This is a genomic window from Streptomyces sp. 6N223 (assembly GCF_052246635.1).
GTDB lineage: Bacteria > Actinomycetota > Actinomycetes > Streptomycetales > Streptomycetaceae > Streptomyces.
On record NZ_JBQQCA010000007.1, the window covers coordinates 78,961 to 96,728 of the forward strand.

Sequence of the window (17,768 nt, forward strand, 5' to 3'; positions counted from 1 at the left end):
GGCACCTCGTCCTCGAAGTCGTGGGTGGCTGGGGGTGACGACGATCGCAGCGGAGGCTATAGATCCGATGTCTTGACCGTCAAGGGATCGTGAAGCAGCGGAATTTCGCGCAATGCCACCGAGCCTTCCGGAAAGACACCCGACCATTCGGTGTCGAGTCGGAGCGACAGGCCGCTGACCGGCGGCGACGGGGGCCGCGGGGCGGCTCCGTCGCCGCCCGTCCGCTTGACGCCTGATACATCGGATGTTCTCATCGCCGCATGACTCAGCGCATCGCCGTCCACACCCGGCTGAAGGCGGGTCGGGAATCCGACTACGACCGGGTGCACGCCACCATTCCGCCCGAGCTCGCCGAACGCCTGCGTGCCGCCGGCGTCACCAACTGGCGCATCTGGCGCAGCGGCCGCGACCTCTTCCACGAGATCGAGGTGGAGGACTACCGGGCGATGCGCCGCGCGCTCGCGAACGACCCGGTGAACCTGGCCTGGCAGGCGCGGATGGCCGAGCTGCTGGAGGTCGAGGACGACTACTCGGGCGAGGACGACGGCCTGCCGCTGGTGTGGAGCCTCGCGTGAACGCGAGCGTCAACGTGACGCTGCGGGCCGGGCCGTGGTGGCTGGGCACCGCCGGGATCGGCAACCTCGGGCGCCCGATCAGCGACGCGGCGGCCCGCGCCACGGTCGACACCGCCTGGGAGGCGGGCGTGCGCGGCTTCGACACCGCCCCCCACTACGGACTCGGCCTCGCCGAACGGCGCCTGGGCGAGGCGTTGGCGGGGCGGCCCCGCGAGGAGTTCCTGATCTCGACGAAGGTCGGCCGCCTGCTTCGCCCCGTCGCGCCCGGCCGGGACCCGGAGGGCGACGACCTCGCAGACGACCTCGGCGACGACCTCGCCAACGGCTTCGCCGTGCCCGCCACGTACCGCCGGGTCTGGGACATGTCCCGGGCGGGCGTCGAGCAGTCGCTCGCCGAGAGCCTGGACCGGCTCGGCCTGGACCGGGCCGACGTCGTCTACCTGCACGACCCGGACGAGTACGACCCGGCCGCCGCCGCCCCGGGCGGCCCCGACTCGCCCGCCGGAGCCCTGACGGCCGGGCTGCGGGCGCTGGCGGCGCTGCGCGACCAGGGGGCCGTCCGGGCGGTCGGCGTGGGCTCGAAGTCCGTGCCGACGCTGACCGCCGCCGCGCGCAGCGGCCTGGCCGACGTCCTCATGGTCGCCGGCCGGTACACGCTCCTGGAGCAGCCCGCCGCCGCCCTGCTCAGGGAGTGCGCGGCGCGCGGCATCGCCGTCGTCGCCGTCGGCGTCTTCAACTCCGGCGCGCTCAGCCATGCGGCCCCGGACCCCTCGCTGCCGTACGAGTACGGGCGGATGCCGCCCGAGGTCTACGAGCGCATCACGCGGATCCGCGCGATCTGCGAGCGGCACCGCGTGGACCTGCCGACGGCGGCGCTGGCGTTCCCGCTGCGCTCGCCCACGGTCGCCGCCATCGCCGTGGGCGCGCAGTCCCCCGCGCAGGCGCGCGAGAACGCCGCCCGCGCCGCCGCCCCCGTCCCCGCGGCGCTGTGGGACGACCTCGCGGCGGCGGGGCTGGCCGGCGAGGAGCGCTAGGCCCTGTCCGGTCGGTCTTGCCGGATCGGCCCGCAGCGCGAGGCGCGGTGCTCCCCCAGGCCGTCGAGGGCCTGGGGGGAGTAGGTGGGCGAGCCCGACAACGCGGCGCCCCAGCCGATATGCCGCTACCGCGGCGTGGGCCGTGGCGCGAAGCGGTGGGGGTACCTCCCGCGCAGCGAAGCGGAGTGGGGGAGTCGCGGGCCGGCACGATGGCCCGGGCAGGGCCTACGGGTGGTCGACCAGGGCCTGGCGCAGCCACTGCTCGACGCCGGCGACGTGCATCGTGGCCAGGGCGCGGGTGATGTCCGGCTGGCGCTCGGCGAGCGCCCGCAGGATGGCGCGGTGCTCCGCGAGGGTGCGCTCGACCGCGCCCTCCTGCGTGAGGCCGCGCCACGTCCGCGCGCGCTGCGTGCGGCCCGACAGGCTCTCCACCAGCGACGCCAGCACGGCGTTGCCGGACCCGGCCGCGATGCGGCGGTGGAACTCCAGGTCGTTCTCGACGAGTTGGTCGACGGTGGGGTTGTCGCCGAGCGAGTCGAGCAGCGGCGTGAGGCCCTCGATGTCCTCGGCGGGCATCCTCACGGCGGCCATCTCGGCGGTGATCGGCTCGATGACGCGCCGCGCCTCCAGGATCTGCAGCACGGTGTCGTCGCGGTGGAAGTCGACCATGAAGCCCAAGGCGTCCATGAGCAGCGACGGCTCCAGGCTGGTGACGTAGGTGCCGTCGCCGCGCCGCACGTCCAGCACGTGGATGAGGGAGAGCGCGCGCACCGCCTCGCGCAGCGAGTTCCGGGACAGGCCGAGGCGCTCGGCGAGGTCCGGTTCCCGGGGCAGCCGGTCGCCGGGACGCAGCTCGCCGTCCACGATCATCTGCTTGATCGCCTCGATGGCGTCGTCGGTGACCGACATCGCGCTCCTCCCACTCCCCGGGCCACCGGCCCAGCGAGGCTCCGCATTCCCGAAGGATACATCGGATCTTTCAACCGGCCCCGCGCCGTGCGCTCCCCCGGGGCCCCGGGCGAACTCGCCGCCCTCGCCGAACTGGTGGACCGGGACGGGCTGCGCCCGTTCGCGGGAGAGAGACCCTGCCGCTGACGGACGCCGCCAAGGCCCACGAACGCGGCGAGAGCGGGCGGGTGCGGGGAAAGGTGGTGCTGGTGGTGCCGTGACCGCGAACGCCGCCGCGCCGGCGACACGCTGATTCGGAAGCAGGCCTCAGTCGCGGCCGCCGTGCGGCGCGGCCAGGGCGTCGAGGTCCGCCAGGTCCGCCGCGCTCAGCTCCAGGTCTCCGGCGCCGGCGTTGTCCTCCAGGTACGCGGGGGTCTTGGTGCCGGGGATGGGGACGACGTACCGGCCCTGGGCCACCACCCACGCGAGCGCCACCTGGGCCGGGGTGGCGCCGGCGCGCTCGGCGATCTCCCGGACGCGGCCGGCGATGGCCAGGTTGGCGCGCAGGGTGTCCTGCTGAAAGCGCGGCAGCCTGCGGCGGAAGTCGTTCTCCGGCAGGTCGTCGAAGGAGGTGAAGCGTCCGGTGGGGAAGCCGCGCCCCAGCGGCGAGAAGGGCAGGAAGGCGATGCCCCGCTCCTCGCAGTAGGGCAGCACCTCGGCCAGCGGGGCGCGGGTCCACAGCGACAGCTCGGACTGGACGGAGGTGACCGGGTGGACGGCCTGGGCGCGCCGGATCTGGTCGACGGTCACCTCGGACAGGCCGAGGAACCGGGTCTTGCCCGCCGCCGCGATCTCCGCCATCGCGCCCCAGGTCTCCTCGATGGGGACCTCGGGGTCGACCCGGTGCAGCTGGTACAGGTCCACGTGGTCGGTGCCCAGGCGGAGCAGGCTCTCGTCGATCGACGCCCGCACGTGCTCGGGGCGGCCGTTGTTGCCGATGAGCGGGGAGCCGTCGGGGCCGCCCGTCGGGTCGGTCACCACCAGGCCGACCTTGGTGGCCAGCACCGCCCGCTCGCGGTAGCCGCCCGTCAGCGCCCGGCCCACCAGTTCCTCGTTGGTGTACGGCCCGTACACGTCGGCCGTGTCGAGGAGGGACATGCCGAGGTCCAGGGCCTGCCGGATGACGGCGAAGGAGATCGCCTCGTCCCGCGGGGTCCCTATGTCGTAGGCGAACGTCATGCCCATGCAGTCCAGGCCGATGCGGCCGATCTCGGGCCCGGTGTCCCCGAGCGTCGTCTTACGCATGCGTCTGTCCTTCCTCCCTTCCTCTGCGGCTCGCGTCTCGCGGCGCGCGGCGCGCGGCGCTCAGCGCGGCACGAGCCGCATCGTCGTGGAGCTCGCCTCGGGGCTCGTGATGGCGTCGATGATCTGCGCGGCGTAGCGGGCGTATTTGCGGTGGTACGCCGTGTCGACGCGGTCGTTGATGCCCTCGTCGGCGTCGACGAAGCTGACGTCCTTGTGAACGCCGCCGGCCCGGATGTGACCCTGTCGGCGCACCCGCGTGCCGCGGAACCAGTCGGAGGTGGACCCGTACACCGAACGGACGTAGAGGTCATCGTCCACGCGGACCACCCAGATCGTCCGCGGCCTGCTCAACTCGCCGTCGCCGCGCACGGACGCGACCATCAGCTCCTCCGCCGACCCGATCGTGTCGAGCTCGTCGTCCGTCCACGCCGCCGCCATCGATCTCATCTCCTTCCGCCTTCTGCCGTTGAGAGGCCAGATGAACAGCCCTCACGGCTCCGGGCAAAGCGGACGCGCGGACGGCCGGGACACGTCACCCTGTCAGAAGTCCTGGGCGCGCTCCGCGCTGGAGCTGACGCGCGTCGTCGGTCGCCCCGGGGAACTCCGTTGCCCCTCGCGTCGACCACGGCGTCGCCGCCCCCGACCCCGAGTGGGGCGCCTTCTTCCAGGTCCGCCCGCTCACCGCGCACGACGCGGCGCTGCGCGGCACCTTCCGCTACTCGGCGGCGTTCGACATCGCCTGATCGCGCCGGGGCGGCGGGGCGCCTTCGCGCCGGGATGGCTGGCGGGCGAAGCGGCCGGCTGACGCGGCGTCGCTGCGTCGCGCGTCGCGGTACGGTCGCCGGGTGGTGTCCGACCTGTTCGATCCCCGCGCCCCGGCCTTCCTCGCCGACCCGTACCCGGCGTTCGCCGCGCTGCGCGAGCAAGGCCCGGTGCACCATCACGAGGGCCTGGGGCTGGCGGTGGCCGTGTCGCACGCCGCCTGCTCGGAGGTGCTGCGCGACCGCTCGGCCGGGCGGATCTGGGTCGACAAGGAGCCGGCGTCGGCGTTCCCGGCGTTCAACCTGCTGCACCGCAATTCGCTGCTGGAGACCGAGCCGCCGCGCCACACGCGGCTGCGGCGGCTGATCGCGGCGGCGTTCGGCCGCGGGCACACCGCGCGGCTCCAGCCGTGGGTGCGGTCGGTGGCCGATCGCCTGGTCGACAGGCTCGCCGCCGCCATCGCCGCCGACGGGCGGGCCGACCTGCTCGCGCACCTGGCGGCGCCGCTGCCGGTCGAGGTCATCGCCGAGCTGCTCGGCGTGCCGGAGCCCGACCGGCCGCGGCTGCGGCCGTGGTCGAACGCCATCGTGAAGATGTACGAGTACGGCCTGCCGCCCGAGGGTGCGGCGGCGGCCGAGCGGGCGGCGGCGGAGTTCGCCGGCTACCTGCGGGCGCTGGCCGCCGCCCGGGCCCGCGAGCCGGGCGAGGACCTGATCAGCGACCTGGTGGCGGTGCGCGACGGCACCGACCGGCTCACCGGCGACGAGCTGGTCGGCACGGCGGTGCTGCTGCTGATGGCCGGGCACGAGGCGACGGTGAACGTGATCGGCAACGGCGTGCTGGCGTTGCTGCGCCACCGCGACCAGTGGGAGCGGCTGGCTGCCGACCCGGGCGGGCTGCTGCCGACCGCCGTGGAGGAGCTCATCCGCTTCGACGCGCCGCTCCAGCTCTTCGAGCGCACCGCCACCGAGGCAACCGCCGTCGCCGGGTACGCGCTGGCGCCGGGCGAGAGGATCGCGGCGCTGCTCGGCGCGGCGGCGCGCGACCCGGCGGTGTTCGACGCCCCGGACACCCTGGACATCGGCCGCTCGCCCAACCCGCACCTCGGCTTCGGCGCCGGCATCCACTACTGCGTGGGCGCGCCGCTGGCCCGCGTCGAGATCGCCGCCGCGCTTCAGGCCCTGGTCAACCGCCTGCCCGGGCTGCGCCTGGCGGCCGAGCCCGAACGCCGCCCCGAGTTCGTGATCCGCGGCCTGCGCACCCTCCCCGTCACCACCCGGCGCGCCGGTCGCCAGGAGACGGACACGCCGAAGGCGGCCAGGGGTTCGGTGACCGGCTGGACGTAGCTGGTGGACGGGCCGGAGGAGTCGCAGGAGCTGGAGCCGCCGGAGAGGAGGCCGCAGCCGGTGGGCCGCCCCGGTCGGCGTGACGGAGACGGCGAGGGCTCCCGCCGAGCCCGGTCAGTCGCCGCCCAGCAGCACCCCCAGCGCCGCAGCCGTGTCTGGGTAGCGGCCGGCCAGCGCCGCGCCCGCCGCCGGGGCCCGGCCGGGATCCGGCGTCGCCCACGTCCCGTCACAGCCCAGCAGGGCCGCTACCGCGTCGCAGGTCGCGGGGTGGGCGGCGAGCAGCGGGACGCCGTCCCGGCCGGCGTCCGCCGGCCGCGCCGGGCGCGCGGCCACCGGCTCCGGCCGCGCCCGCCACGGCGGCACCCACTCGTCCAGCGCCGCGAGCCGCCCGGGGAAGACGCGCCCGGCCTCGCGTATCAGCAGCGGGGCCAGCTCGGCGCCGCCCGACCGCAGGGTGGTGATCAGGGTCGGCAGCCACGGCAGCAGCACCGGGTCCGGCAGCCGCCCGAAGGCATTCGACACCGCCTCCACGACGAAGTCGGCCAGGCCCGGGACGGGCTCCAGGGCGTGGACGAAGCCGCTGAGGTAGCGCGGATAGGCGGGCAGCACCAGCGGGTTGCCGAGCAGCTCGTCGCACCGCGCCCGCAACTCGGCGCGGTCCAGGTGCCCGAGCTGCGCCTTCGCGGCCCACAGCAGCGCCGTCTTCGACGGGTCCTCCGGGTGCGACTGGGCCACCGCCAGCTCCAGTTGCGTCCGGTCGCAGCCCAGCGACAGCGCCAGGCTCTCCATGCTGAACAGGAAGCCCAGCATCGCCGCCACCTGGCGGACGGTCGCGTCGTCGTCGGTGAACGCCGTCGGCAGCAGGGTGCAGTAGTGGGCGTATCCGGTCGTGACGAAGGACTCGATCCACGGCGGCAGCACCGGCTCGCTGGTGCGGTAGTACGCCAGCAGCCGCCGCACCCGGCGCAGCACCTCCGGCGCGCCGTCGACGCCGCGTTCGGCCGACAGCACCTGGAGGGCGCGTGTGCCCAGCTCGTCGGCGAGGCGGCGGCTGCCCAGGTACAGCGTCGCGTCCTCGACGGCCGCCAGGACGGTCGCCGCGGTGGCCTGCGGGGCGTACGCCGCGCGGCGCAGGCGCTGTTCCAGGACCTGTTCGAGGCTGACGCCCTCGTAGCCGAGCTCGATGAGGGCGCGCTGGTGGGTGCCCAGCGCCAGGTCCCACGACTCCTGGATGGGCCGCTCCCCCAGCCTCCGCTCGCCCATGATGGGCCGCGCGGCGCCCTGCGGCATCAGGTACCGCAGCATCCACAGCACGTCGGAGCAGCGCTCCAGCTCGGGGCGGGCGGCGATGTCCAGCAGCGCCCGCTGCACGCCGCGCTGCTGGAGCCTCAGGTTGAGCGGCGCGAGCCGGTCGTGCACGTCGCGGGCGAGGGGCGGCAGCGAGTCGTAGCCGACCTGGCCGATGCGGTCGCCGCCCATCATGATCTCCACGATGCGGCGCACGTCGCGCCGGCCGGGCACGGCGTCCTTCTCGATGCAGGTGACGGCCGCGTCCTGGAAGTCGTACGGCGTGGGCTTGGCACGGTCGCGCATGCCGGCGAGGAGGATCGCGGTCTCGAAGACGGCGATGGCGTCGGCGGTGGAGGCGAGGTAGCCGTTGCGGCGGGCGGCGCGCACCACGTCGACCGACCAGCCGAGGAGTTCGGCCTCGTCGAGCCGGTCGAGGACCGGCGGTCGCTGGAGGAAGCCGCTCAGCCTGTCCGGGGGCAGGGCCGCCGCCGCGGGGCGGCCCGCGTCGGTCGTGACGGCCGCGGCGGCGGTGGCCTTCTTCGGCTTGGTCTTCGCCTTCGGCCTGGGCTTCTTCGCGCCCGCCTGTCCGGCCAGGCGGTAGGGCTCCACGCGGGTGCGCCGGAGATTCTTCGCCCAGACCGTGGCGGCGATCGACACCGAGCCGGGGGCGAGGCCGAACTGCGCCTCGATCGCGGCGTGGCTGGAGGGGATCAGGCCGTGCTGCCAGGTGGTGGCGGTGCGCGGGGCGATCTCGAAGGTGCCGGCGCCGTGGACGCCGAACTCCGCGACGCGGCTGGCCGCGTGGAAGGCACCGCAGACGTAGAGGCAGTCGGCGGGATCGGTGCCGGTCGCGGCCAGGTGCTCGCGCATCCGGATCCACATGTAGCGCTCGCGGTCCTCGTCGACGCGCACCCGGTGGGGGTCGCCGGGCGCGAGGCGGCGGAAGAGGCTGCCGATCAGCAGCATGACCTGGCGGTAGGCGTCGTGGTCGCTGTCGCCGAGGGGCAGTTCGACGTACTGGTGCCACCACTCCGACCAGTGCCGCACCCTGCCGTGGCGCAGCAGGTGCTCCTCCAGCTCGGCGAAGCGCGGCCGAAGGTCGCCGATCTCCACGCCGACCGCGTCGCCGTGCAGCGCCGCCTCCTCGTCGGCGGTCCCGGCGGTCCCGGCAGACCCGGCAGCCCCGGCGGACTCGGCCGGGTCGGAGGGCCCGTCGGTGCGCGTCGCGCGGTCGTCCCACTGGAAGACGTGGTCCGAGGAGCGGTCGACGAGGACCAGCTCGACGCCCGGGGTGTCCAGGGCGTACGCGATCGCCTGGTACTCGGCGGAGGCCTCGGTGATCGGCGCGACCACCGACAGCGGCGCCCAGTCGGCCGGGAAGCCGTCCACCTCGGTCGCGAACGCCTGGACGGCCACCGGGAGGCGGCAGTTGCGCAGCTCGGTCAGCAGCGGCGCCATGTCCTCGCACAGCTCCAGGTAGACGACCTTCGGCTGCTTCTCCCGCAGGCGGCGCGCCATCGCGATCGCGGAGGCGGGCGAGTGGTGGCAGACGGGGAAGATCTCCAGCGGCTCGCGGATCGCGCGGTCGACGTCGTCGACGATGCCCAGCAGGATGCCCTCCAGGGCGCCGGGCCCGTCGGCGAACGCCGCGGCCGCCTCGCGCAGCTGCGCGCGCAGCGCCTCGAAGGTGCTCTGCTGGGTGCCGCTCACGGTGCCCGTGCCGCTCATGACAGGGTGGCGATCGCGTCGCGGCCGCCCTCCAGGAACTCCGGCCAGGAGCCGCCCTCCTCCCTGCTGCGCGGCTCGACGACGCCGTGCAGGTACTTGTTGAGGATGGCCAGGTCCTCGGGCTCGCGCCGTGCCAGCGACCCGACGAGCGAGGAGGCCAGCGTGTGGGCGGTCAGGGCGCGTTCGCCGAAGAAGTTGCTGTGCAGGATGGCGTCCTCCAGTACGCCGATCTGCTCGGCGGTGGAGAGGGCGGACTCCAGCCTCTCGTCGTCGCTGCCGGCCGCTTCCGCCGAGGCGCGCAGGTCGGCGAAGCTCTGCAGCAGGACGTCGAGGAGCGTCGGCGGCACGTCCAGCTCGATCTGGTGGCGGCGCAGCAGCTCCTCGGTGCGGAAGCGGACGATCTCCGCCTCGCTCTTCTTGTTCGTCACCACGGGGATGCGCACGAAGTTGAAGCGGCGCTTGAGAGCGGAGGACAGGTCGTTGACGCCCCGGTCGCGGCTGTTGGCGGTGGCGATGACCGAGAAGCCGGGCTTGGCGAAGACGATGTTGTCGCTGTCCAGCTCGGGAACCGAGATGTACTTCTCGGACAGGATCGAGATCAGCGCGTCCTGCACGTCGCTGGTGGATCGGGTGAGCTCCTCGAAGCGGCCGATCGAGCCGATCTCCATCGCGGTCATGATCGGCGAGGGGATCATCGACTCCCGCGACTGGCCCTTGGCGATGACCATGGAGACGTTCCAGGAGTACTTGATGTGGTCCTCGGTGGTGCCGGCCGTGCCCTGCACGACCAGCGTGGAGTTGCGGCAGATCGCGGCGGACAGCAGCTCGGCCAGCCAGCTCTTGCCGGTGCCCGGGTCGCCGATGAGCAGCAGGCCGCGGTCGGAGGCGAGCGTGACGATGGAGCGCTCGACGAAGCTGCGGTCGCCGAACCACTTCTGCGTGATCTCCCGGTCCAGTCCGTCGGAGCGCTCCGAGCCCAGGATGAACAGCCGGACCATCTTCGGGGACAGCCGCCAGGAGAAGGGCTTGGGGTTGTCGTCGATGGACTCCAGCCAGTCCAGCTCCTCGGCGTACTTGATCTCGGCGGGGGCGCGCAACAGGTCGGACACGACAGGGCCTTTCTCGGTCGTCTTGGGCGTCTGGGGGCGTTGAGGCGTTCGGGTGAGGCGTTCAGGCGCCTCAGGTGTCTCAGATGTCGCAGATATCGCAGATGTCTCAGGTGAGAAACGTCTTGAGTTCGTGGACGAGCTTGCGGATGTGGCCGGAGACCACCGGCGTACCGAGGTCCTTGAAGCGCTCCCGGAACCAGGGGTTGACGCTGCCGCGCCCGGAGCTGGTCACCGAGCCGACGGGGATGAACTTGACTCCCGAGCGGTGAAGGGCGGCCATGCTCTCGAAGAGGGGCTCCGTCCGCCACTCGTAGAAATCGGAGATCCAGACCACGACGGAGCTACGGGGCTCGGCTATCTTCGGCTGGGCCAGCGCCATCGCGACCGTGCCGTCGGTGCCGCCGCCGAGGCGGGTGCGCAGCAGGGTCTCGAAGGGGTCGTTCACCCAGGGCGTGAGGTCGAGCGCCTGCGTGTCGTACGCGATCAGGTGGACGTCCACCTTCGGCAGCCCGGCGAAGATCGACGCCAGGATGGTGCAGTTGACCATCGAGTCGACCATCGAGCCCGACTGGTCGACGACGACGATCAGCCGCTGCGGCGTCGTCTTGCGGGCGGTGTGCCGGTAGTAGAGGCGGTCGACGTACAGCCGCTGCTCCTCCGGGCTCCAGTTGGTGAGGTTCTTCCAGATCGTGCGGTCCAGGTCGAGGTTGCGGAACACCCGCTTCGGCGGGACGGAGCGGTCCAGGGCTCCGGCCGTGGCCTTCTCCACCTGGGTGCGCAGCACCTCGGCGACGTCGTCGACGAAGCGGCGGATGAGGGCCTTGGCGTTGGCCAGGGCCACGCCCGAGAGGTTGTTCTTGTCCCGCAGGAGCTGCTCGATCAGCGACATGCTCGGGGTGAGCTGTGCGGCGAGCCTGGAGTCGGCCAGCACCTCGCGCAGGTGCATCCGCTTGACGAGGTCGGCCTCGATGGCGCCGAGTTCCGGGCCGATCGCGGGAATCAGCCGGCTGAGGTCGGGCGTCGTGCCGCCACCGCCGGTGCCGGTCGGGCTGACGCCCGGTCCGCCGGGGCGGCCGCCGCGCAGCTCGCCGGGGCCGCAGCCGAGCGCGCGCTCCAGCCAGGCCGCGTCGGACTGCCAGCGCGCGAGCTGTCCGGCGGTCACCGCGCCGGAGGCGGCGGCGAAGACGTTGAGCAGCACCTTCGACGCCAGCGCCGCGCGCCGCACCTCGGCGGCCCGGTCGCGCGCCCCGTCGCCGTCACCGTCCGCGCCGGGGTCGGGGTCGGGGTCGGGGTCGGGCACCATCAGGCCGTCGAGTTCGGCGGCCAGCTCGGGGTGGCGCTGCACGATCGAGTCGACGGAGGCCTGCGGGTCCAGCAGCGCGGCCGGCAGGCCGATGTCCTCGACGACGGCGAGGCTCGCCGACTCCAGCGTGGCCTGCTCCTGGTGGTCGAAGAGGCGGGCGAGGAGCCGCCAGTACAGAACCTGACGGCGGTTCTCCTGAGGGTCGTGGGTGTCGTGGGCGTTCGTCATGTCCGCAGCAGCCTCCCCGCACGCTCCCGCAGCGCGGCCACGGCGTCGCCTGCTGCCTTCTCGGCCTTGACGCCGGCCTTGTCGGCCGTGCCTCCGGCCCATCCCCCGGCGTGGAGGGCGACGGCCTTCTTCCGCACGGTCGTCTCGACGGCCAGGGGCTGGAGGCGGAACGCCCCGTCGTCCCAGCGCAGCAGCCCGATGCAGGCGCCTGACGCCGCGACCGCCTCGGGGGTGAGGGGCCCTGCGGCCGGGATGCGGTCGGTGTCGACGGCGAGCGGGTGCCCGGCGACGCTGAACGTCAGCGCGTCGTCGTCCCGCCCGGCGGCGTAGCCCTCCAGGAAGACGGGCACGGCGATCCGCGCCGGGTGCCGGTCCAGGGGCGCGGTCGCCGCGTCGGTGGCGGTCGGCAGGGCGACGCGGGCGGTGACGAAGGCGTCGGCAGGCTCGCCGGGGCGGGCGTGCTCGCCACTCCAGACGAGGTCTCCCCAGGAGGTGATCGGCATGCCGGCCAGCTCCATCGAGCGGCCCTCGCTGACGGCCGCCAGCAGCGACATGTGCGGGCGCAGCAGCTGCCACAGGCCCGCCCCGACGACCGTGTCGGGCTTCGGCGCCGCCACGCTGGCGCGCACCAGGCGGGGCGCGGTGCCGTCGGCCGGCTCGAACACCGCGTGGACCTGCGCCTGGGCGGCGGTCGGGTGCTCGTGCAGGTCGACGCCGAGGGGCAGGAGGCGGCCGGTGGCCGTGCCGGCCGCGGTCGGGGGCGCCTCGCCCGCGCCGGGCAGCGTCAGCAGCATCCCGCGCGACCACAGGTCGGCCCAGCGGCGTGCCGGGACGCGGTCGAGGGCGGCGCCCGGGCAGGACGCGGCGAGTTCGGCGGCGAGGCCGTCGAGGAGCGTCGCCAGGCGGCGCAGCGCCGGGTCCGGGAGCATCGCGGAGACGACCTGCGCCGATCCGGACACGACGTCGTGGTCCATGCCCTGCCACCCGGCGCGCGCCAGGTCGGACAGCCAGGAGCGGGCGGCGGCGAGCAGGTTCGCCGCATGCTGCCCGCCGGGCGGCGGGGCGCTCTCCTCGGCGCGGGGGCGGCCGGTCGCCTCCTCGACCCTGGTCATCAGCGCGTCGTGGACGGAGCCGAGCAGGGCGGCGCGGGCGGCTGCGAGGGCCACTAAGTGGTCCTCGCCCGCGGCCCCGGCCGCGGCCTTCTCGGCCGCCTCGGCGGCCCTGGCGGCCAGCGGCGTTCCCGCGACGGCGTGGGCGAGGCCGGTCAGGCCGGCGGCCTGGGCGGGCTGGGGGCGGAGCAGCCCGCCGGCGAGGGCCCGGTCGAAGGCGTCGACGGCCGCCAGGGCCTCGTCGAGCCCGTCGATGGCCTCGGCGAGCGGTGCGGCGCGCATCAGGCCACCGCCCTGGTCGGCGGGAACCACTGCATCTCCGGCAGGGGCGCGGTGGTCGGGGCGAGTTCCAGGTACGCCAGGTGGCGCAGGAAGCGGCTGAAGACCGGGGCGGCCGCCTTGGTGTCGCCCTGCGGCGGATGTGCGGCGCTCATGCCGGCGGCGAGGGTCTCGGCGGTCGGCTCCCCGTCGCCGTCGGCGGTCTCGACCCGCAGGTAGCGGGCCACGCGCTCGGCGCCGTACTGCAGCACCGCCTCGCCGATCAGGGCACGGATGTGTTTGCAGTACGCGCCCCGCGCGCCGCCGCAGGGCCGGTTGTTGTTCGTGCTGCAGGCGAAGGCGTAGGTGCCGGCCGCCACCGACGAGACGTAGACGCGCTCGATGTCGGAGCCGCTGGACACCACGCCCTGCAAGCGTCCGTCGGCCAGCTCGACGAACGGGACCTTGGCGAGCTTGCGCGGCCGCGCGGGCGGGATCACCCGTGCCGTGCTCGACTTCTCCCAATCGGACAACGCGCCATCTCCTATGCGCCCAGGGGAAGTCCGCGCCACATCGGCGGGACACGGCTGAACATAGTGGCGGCCACTGACAACGCCGCCCGGGGCCCCGGGCCCGGCGCCGAGAGCGGGCGGCCGGCGGCGGCGCTGAGGCCCTCGCCGGCTAGACCGTCACCACCGACACGCCCGCCTCGGTGAAACGCGCGGCCGTCTCCTCGGCGACGGCCACGTCCGTCACCAGCGTGTCCACCCGCTCCGTCGCGCAGATGCGCGCGAAGGTGCGCCGTCCGAGCTTGGTCGAGTCGGCCGCGACCACGACCCGCTCGGCCCGCTCGCACAGCAGCCGGTTGATCCCGGCCTCGTCCTCGTCCTGCGTGGTCGTGCCGTGCTCCACGTCGAAGGCGCCGACGCCGAGGACCGCCACGTCCATCGTGATCTGGTCGAGCACCCCACCGGCGAACGGCCCGGTGAGCTCGTACGACTGCGACCGGGCCACCCCGCCGGTCACCACGATCTTGAACTGCGGCCGCACCGCCAGCTCGTTCGCGATGTTGAGCGCGTTGGTCACGATCGTCAACGCCCGTGATCCGCCGGCCAGGTCGGCCCGCACCGCGAGCGCCCGGGCGACCTCGGTGGTCGTCGTGCCGCCCGTCAGTCCGACCGCCTCGCCGGGCGCGATCAGGTCCGCCACCGCCTTCGCGATCCGCTGCTTCTCCGAGGCCCGCCGGGCGGTCTTGTAGCGCAGCGGGAGTTCGTAGGAAACGCCGTGGACGACCGCGCCGCCCCGGGTGCGCACCAGCATCTGCTGCTCGGCGAGCTGGTCGAAGTCCCGGCGGATGGTCGCGGCCGAGACGCCGAGCGCCGTCGCCGCCGCGTCGACCTCCAGGCGGCCCTGCTCGGCGAGCAGTTCAAGGAGCGCCTGCCAGCGGGCGTCGCGCGACATCCGCACCCTCCACTCGACTTCCTCATCACTCCGTCATTCACCGTCCGTGATGACCCTAGCTCGCCCCACCGCCATGCTTGATTGTGCTTGAAAGCTGCCTCTATCTTTCATTATCGAGCGTTTGCCATTGAGCATTGAGCATCGAGGCGATGGCGCAGCGCGGATTGTTTCGGTTGCGCAGGGTCGGGAGCGCGGGCATGAGCCACGTCGAGAACGAGCTGAGCAGTCAACCCGAGTGCTGGGCGCGCGCCGCCGAGCTGGCGGCGCGGCACGAGAACGCCCTCCCCGCGCCCGGCGAGCGCGTCGCCGTGGTCGGCTGCGGCACCTCCTCCTTCATGGCGCAGGCCGTCGCCGCGCTCCGCGAGGGCGCCGGCCTGGGCGAGTCCGACGCCTTCGCCGCCTCCGAGTTCCCCGCGGGGCGCCGGTACGACCGCGTCATCGCCCTGACCCGTTCGGGCACCACGACCGAGGTGCTCGACCTGCTGGCGTCGGTCCGGGCCCGCACCACCGCGATCACGGCCGACCCGGACACGCCCGTGACGCGGGCGGCCGACGACCTCGTCGTGCTGGCGTTCGCCGACGAGGAGTCGGTCGTCCAGACCCGCTTCGCCACCACCGCCCTGACCCTGCTGCGCGCCCACCTCGGCGCGCACACCGGCCAGGCCGTCGCCGACGCCCGCACCGCGCTCGCCGAGCCGCTGCCCGAAGGGCTCGCCGCAAGCACCCAGTTCACCTTCCTGGGCCGGGGCTGGACCTGCGGGCTCGCCCAGGAGGCCGCGCTGAAGATGCGCGAGGCGTCGCTGTCCTGGGCCGAGGCGTACCCGGCGATGGAGTACCGGCACGGCCCCATCGCCGTCTCCAGCCACACCACCGCGACCTGGATGTTCGGCGAGCCGCCGGCCGGGCTCGCCGAGCAGGTCCGGGCCACCGGCGCGCGGTGGATCACCGGCCGCCTCGACCCGCTCGCCGAGCTGGTGCGCGCCCAGCGGCTGGCCGTCGCGGTCGCCGCCGCCCGGGGCCTGGACCCTGACCGGCCGCGCCACCTGACCCGCTCGGTCATCCTCGGCGGGAACGCCTGATGCCGCTCGCACGGACCGGCCCGCTCGTCACCGAGGCCGCGGCCGGGCGCCGCGCCGTCGCGGCGTTCAACATCGTCACCCTGGAGCACGCCGAGGCCGTCATCGCGGGCGCCGAGGCCGCCGCCTCCCCCGTGGTGCTCCAGGTCAGCGAGAACACGGTCGCCTACCGCCACGGGCGCCTCCTGCCGCTCGCCCGCGCCGCCGTCGCCGCCGCCGAGGCCGCGTCCGTGCCGGTGGCCCTGCACCTCGACCACGTCACGCGGGACGCCCTGCTGCGGCAGGCCGCCGACGCCGGGTTCAGCTCCGTGATGTACGACGCGGCCCACCTGCCGTACGAGCGGAACCTGGCCGCCACCCGCGCCGCCGCCGACTGGGCGCATACCAACGGCCTGTGGATCGAGGCGGAGCTGGGCCAGGTCGGCGGCAAGGACGGCGGGCCGCCGCGCGCCGCGCACGCGCCCGGCGCCCGCACCGACCCGCACCAGGCGCGCCTGTTCGCGGCCGGGTCCGGCGTCGACGCGCTCGCCGTCGCCATCGGCAACGCCCACGCGATGACCTCGCGGACGGCGGCCCTCGACCACGCCCTGCTCGCCCGCCTCGACAAGGCGCTGAGCGTGCCCCTCGTCCTGCACGGCTCCTCCGGCGTTCCGGACGGCGAGCTGGCGCGCGCGGTCGCGGGCGGCATCGCCAAGGTCAACGTCGGCACGGCGCTCAACATCGCCATGACCGGCGCGATCCGCGTCCATCTGGACACCCACCCCGACGCCGTCGACGCCCGCGGCTATCTGACGGTGGGCCGGCAGGCGATGGCCGAGACGGTCACGCGCCTGATCGGGGCGCTGGCGGCGGCGTGACCATGACCGTGATCGCACTGGACGTCGGCGGCACCTTCATGAAGGGCGCCCTGCTGGACGCCGACGGCTCTCTCCGCACGCTCCGCACTCCTGAGCGGCGGCCGACGGGCGCGGAGCGCGGGCCCGAGGCGGTGGTGGCGGCGCTGCTCGACTTCGCGGCCGAGCTGCGCGACCAGGCCGACGGGCACGTCAGCGCCGCCGGGATCGCGGTGCCAGGGCTGGTGGACGAGGAGTCGGGCACGGCCCTCTACGCCGCGAACCTCGGCTGGCGCGACGTGCCGCTGCGGCGCCTGGCCGCCGAACGCCTCCACCTGCCCGTCGCCCTCGCCCACGACGTGCGGGCCGGTGGCCTGGCCGAGGCCGCGCTGGGCGCGGGGCGCGGCCGGGACTTCCTGTTCGTGCCGGTCGGCACCGGCATAGCGGCGGCGATCGTGATCGACGGCCGCCCGTACCCCGGCGTCGCGGGCGACAGCGGCGAGTTGGGGCACCTGACCGTCAGGCCCGGCGGCGAGCCCTGCGCCTGCGGGCGGCGCGGCTGCGTGGAGGCGTACGCCTCGGCCGCCGCCCTCGCCCGCCGCGGCGGCGCCCCGCCCGGCGAGGTCATCGCCCGCGCGGCGGCCGGGGACGCACGGGCCGCCGCGGTGTGGGCCGAGGCTCTCGACGCCCTCGCCGAGGCGCTGGCCACGGCCACGCTCATGCTCGACCCCCGCCTCATCGTCCTCGGCGGCGGCCTCGCCGAGAGCGGCGAGGCCCTGCTGGCGCCGCTGACCCGGCGCCTCGCGGCCCGCCTCCCGGCGTTCCGCCCCGCCCCTCCCCTGGCACGCGCCGCCCTCGGCGACCTGGCCACGCTGTACGGCGCCGCGCTGCTGGCCTGCCGGGCGCGCTAGGCGCCGCGCCGGGCCGTGGACGCGGCGCGGGCGCGGTGGCGGGCTACGGCGTCGTTGTTGGCGCAGCGGACCGTGCAGTAGGCGCGGCGGCCGTTGCGGGAGACGTCGACGAACGCCAGGCCGCAGGCGGGGCGGGCGCAGCGGCCGAGGCGGTGGGGGCCGGAGAAGCAGACGACGTACGCCAGGCCGGCGGCGGTGACCGCGCGGATGACGCCGACGGGGTCGGCGTCCGGGGCGTTGTAGTGCAGGTGCGGGGCGTGGCCGTCGTGGGTGGAGATGTAGGGGGCGGTGGAGGAGGCGGCCAGCAGCTCGTTGATGGCCTGGCAACGGCGTTCCAGCGGCTGGTCGCCGAAGCAGGGGGCCAGGCAGCGGCTCCAGTCCCACAGGGCGCGGGCCTGGGCCGCGGTCAGGCGGGTGCGGGTGATGCCATGGGAGCGGAGCAGCGGCTCCAGGGCGTCCGGGTCGAGGGCGGCAGGCGCGTTGACCAGGTCGGCGGCGAGGCGGGTGGCCTCGCCGCCGTAATGGTTGAACTGCATATGGCCATGACATCAC

At 74.6% G+C, this 17,768-nt stretch carries 17 protein-coding genes; 7 read left to right on the top strand and 10 right to left on the bottom strand.

Translation table 11 applies throughout. The features are described 5' to 3' along the window. The first annotated feature begins 260 nt into the window (after positions 1-260). Both ACTWQH_RS07370 and ACTWQH_RS07375 read left to right on the top strand, forming a co-directional pair. Entirely contained in the window at positions 261-575 is a 315-nt protein-coding gene (locus tag ACTWQH_RS07370; RefSeq protein WP_443285541.1) for an L-rhamnose mutarotase, read from the top strand. After that, complete coding sequence (locus tag ACTWQH_RS07375) at positions 572-1,609, top strand: aldo/keto reductase (RefSeq protein ID WP_443285542.1); 1,038 nt, start codon at positions 572-574, stop codon at positions 1,607-1,609. The genes ACTWQH_RS07370 and ACTWQH_RS07375 overlap by 4 nt, the downstream gene beginning before the upstream one ends. A 225-nt stretch (positions 1,610-1,834) precedes the next feature. Here the strand turns inward: ACTWQH_RS07375 and ACTWQH_RS07380 are convergent, their stop codons facing one another. Beyond that, complete coding sequence (locus tag ACTWQH_RS07380; protein ID WP_443285543.1) at positions 1,835-2,518, bottom strand: FadR/GntR family transcriptional regulator; 684 nt, start codon at positions 2,516-2,518, stop codon at positions 1,835-1,837. Between the two features lie 182 nt (positions 2,519-2,700). On the opposite strand from ACTWQH_RS07380, the gene ACTWQH_RS07385 reads away from it, so the two are divergent. Next, the gene (locus ACTWQH_RS07385) at positions 2,701-2,778 is read left to right on the top strand and encodes a hypothetical protein (protein ID WP_443285603.1); all 78 of its coding nucleotides are present in this window, start codon (positions 2,701-2,703) and stop codon (positions 2,776-2,778) included. Between the two features lie 46 nt (positions 2,779-2,824). Here the strand turns inward: ACTWQH_RS07385 and ACTWQH_RS07390 are convergent, their stop codons facing one another. Both ACTWQH_RS07390 and ACTWQH_RS07395 read right to left on the bottom strand, forming a co-directional pair. Further along, a complete protein-coding gene (locus ACTWQH_RS07390; RefSeq protein WP_443285544.1) occupies positions 2,825-3,802 on the bottom strand; it encodes an aldo/keto reductase in 978 nt (325 codons plus the stop codon). A gap of 60 nt (positions 3,803-3,862) precedes the next feature. Further along, positions 3,863-4,249 (bottom strand): DUF2255 family protein, encoded by a 387-nt coding sequence (locus ACTWQH_RS07395; protein WP_443285545.1) that lies wholly within the window; start codon positions 4,247-4,249, stop codon positions 3,863-3,865. Positions 4,250-4,647: 398 nt separating this feature from the next. Here ACTWQH_RS07395 and ACTWQH_RS07400 point away from each other — a divergent pair, with 398 nt between their 5' ends. Next, entirely contained in the window at positions 4,648-5,910 is a 1,263-nt protein-coding gene (locus ACTWQH_RS07400) for a cytochrome P450 (protein WP_443285546.1), read from the top strand. 114 nt (positions 5,911-6,024) lie between these two features. Here ACTWQH_RS07400 and ACTWQH_RS07405 read toward each other — a convergent pair whose 3' ends face one another. The 6 genes from ACTWQH_RS07405 to ACTWQH_RS07430 all read right to left on the bottom strand — a co-directional run bounded on the left by ACTWQH_RS07405 (position 6,025) and on the right by ACTWQH_RS07430 (position 14,396). Continuing rightward, complete coding sequence (locus tag ACTWQH_RS07405) at positions 6,025-8,928, bottom strand: hypothetical protein (RefSeq protein WP_443285547.1); 2,904 nt, start codon at positions 8,926-8,928, stop codon at positions 6,025-6,027. Continuing rightward, positions 8,925-10,037: an ATP-binding protein gene (locus tag ACTWQH_RS07410; protein WP_443285548.1), complete on the bottom strand. Its 1,113-nt coding sequence runs from the start codon at positions 10,035-10,037 to the stop codon at positions 8,925-8,927. Before ACTWQH_RS07410 ends, ACTWQH_RS07405 begins: the two co-directional genes overlap by 4 nt. Positions 10,038-10,143: 106 nt before the next feature. Then, a complete protein-coding gene (locus ACTWQH_RS07415; protein ID WP_443285549.1) occupies positions 10,144-11,568 on the bottom strand; it encodes a VWA domain-containing protein in 1,425 nt (474 codons plus the stop codon). Then, the gene (locus tag ACTWQH_RS07420; protein ID WP_443285550.1) at positions 11,565-12,959 is read right to left on the bottom strand and encodes a hypothetical protein; all 1,395 of its coding nucleotides are present in this window, start codon (positions 12,957-12,959) and stop codon (positions 11,565-11,567) included. The genes ACTWQH_RS07415 and ACTWQH_RS07420 overlap by 4 nt, the downstream gene beginning before the upstream one ends. Beyond that, positions 12,959-13,468 (bottom strand): hypothetical protein, encoded by a 510-nt coding sequence (locus tag ACTWQH_RS07425; RefSeq protein ID WP_443285551.1) that lies wholly within the window; start codon positions 13,466-13,468, stop codon positions 12,959-12,961. The genes ACTWQH_RS07420 and ACTWQH_RS07425 overlap by 1 nt, the downstream gene beginning before the upstream one ends. Positions 13,469-13,616: 148 nt before the next feature. After that, positions 13,617-14,396, bottom strand: a complete 780-nt coding sequence (locus ACTWQH_RS07430) for a DeoR/GlpR family DNA-binding transcription regulator (protein ID WP_443285552.1) — start codon at positions 14,394-14,396, stop codon at positions 13,617-13,619. Between the two features lie 197 nt (positions 14,397-14,593). Here ACTWQH_RS07430 and ACTWQH_RS07435 point away from each other — a divergent pair, with 197 nt between their 5' ends. From ACTWQH_RS07435 to ACTWQH_RS07445, 3 genes are read left to right on the top strand one after another with little or no spacing between them, the layout of a single operon-like run. Beyond that, complete coding sequence (locus ACTWQH_RS07435; RefSeq protein WP_443285553.1) at positions 14,594-15,475, top strand: SIS domain-containing protein; 882 nt, start codon at positions 14,594-14,596, stop codon at positions 15,473-15,475. Next, positions 15,475-16,329 (top strand): class II fructose-bisphosphate aldolase, encoded by an 855-nt coding sequence (locus ACTWQH_RS07440; protein ID WP_443285554.1) that lies wholly within the window; start codon positions 15,475-15,477, stop codon positions 16,327-16,329. The genes ACTWQH_RS07435 and ACTWQH_RS07440 overlap by 1 nt, the downstream gene beginning before the upstream one ends. Before the next feature lie 2 nt (positions 16,330-16,331). Beyond that, entirely contained in the window at positions 16,332-17,216 is an 885-nt protein-coding gene (locus ACTWQH_RS07445) for an ROK family protein (RefSeq protein WP_443285555.1), read from the top strand. On the opposite strand, the gene ACTWQH_RS07450 is transcribed toward ACTWQH_RS07445, so the two are convergent. Continuing rightward, positions 17,213-17,752, bottom strand: a complete 540-nt coding sequence (locus tag ACTWQH_RS07450) for a CGNR zinc finger domain-containing protein (protein WP_443285556.1) — start codon at positions 17,750-17,752, stop codon at positions 17,213-17,215. The two genes, ACTWQH_RS07445 and ACTWQH_RS07450, sit on opposite strands and share 4 nt — an antisense overlap. Positions 17,753-17,768: the final 16 nt, after the last annotated feature.

What these genes read in the sequence shown, in the direction of transcription:
- ACTWQH_RS07370 (WP_443285541.1), top strand. Translation starts at nt 261, where the DNA reads ATGACTCAGCGCATCGCCGTCCACACCCGGCTGAAGGCGGGTCGGGAA.
- ACTWQH_RS07380 (WP_443285543.1), bottom strand. Translation starts at nt 2,518, where the DNA reads ATGTCGGTCACCGACGACGCCATCGAGGCGATCAAGCAGATGATCGTG.
- ACTWQH_RS07390 (WP_443285544.1), bottom strand. Translation starts at nt 3,802, where the DNA reads ATGCGTAAGACGACGCTCGGGGACACCGGGCCCGAGATCGGCCGCATC.
- ACTWQH_RS07395 (WP_443285545.1), bottom strand. Translation starts at nt 4,249, where the DNA reads ATGAGATCGATGGCGGCGGCGTGGACGGACGACGAGCTCGACACGATC.
- ACTWQH_RS07405 (WP_443285547.1), bottom strand. Translation starts at nt 8,928, where the DNA reads ATGAGCGGCACGGGCACCGTGAGCGGCACCCAGCAGAGCACCTTCGAG.
- ACTWQH_RS07415 (WP_443285549.1), bottom strand. Translation starts at nt 11,568, where the DNA reads ATGACGAACGCCCACGACACCCACGACCCTCAGGAGAACCGCCGTCAG.
- ACTWQH_RS07420 (WP_443285550.1), bottom strand. Translation starts at nt 12,959, where the DNA reads ATGCGCGCCGCACCGCTCGCCGAGGCCATCGACGGGCTCGACGAGGCC.
- ACTWQH_RS07430 (WP_443285552.1), bottom strand. Translation starts at nt 14,396, where the DNA reads ATGTCGCGCGACGCCCGCTGGCAGGCGCTCCTTGAACTGCTCGCCGAG.
- ACTWQH_RS07435 (WP_443285553.1), top strand. Translation starts at nt 14,594, where the DNA reads ATGAGCCACGTCGAGAACGAGCTGAGCAGTCAACCCGAGTGCTGGGCG.
- ACTWQH_RS07440 (WP_443285554.1), top strand. Translation starts at nt 15,475, where the DNA reads ATGCCGCTCGCACGGACCGGCCCGCTCGTCACCGAGGCCGCGGCCGGG.
- ACTWQH_RS07445 (WP_443285555.1), top strand. Translation starts at nt 16,332, where the DNA reads ATGACCGTGATCGCACTGGACGTCGGCGGCACCTTCATGAAGGGCGCC.
- ACTWQH_RS07450 (WP_443285556.1), bottom strand. Translation starts at nt 17,752, where the DNA reads ATGCAGTTCAACCATTACGGCGGCGAGGCCACCCGCCTCGCCGCCGAC.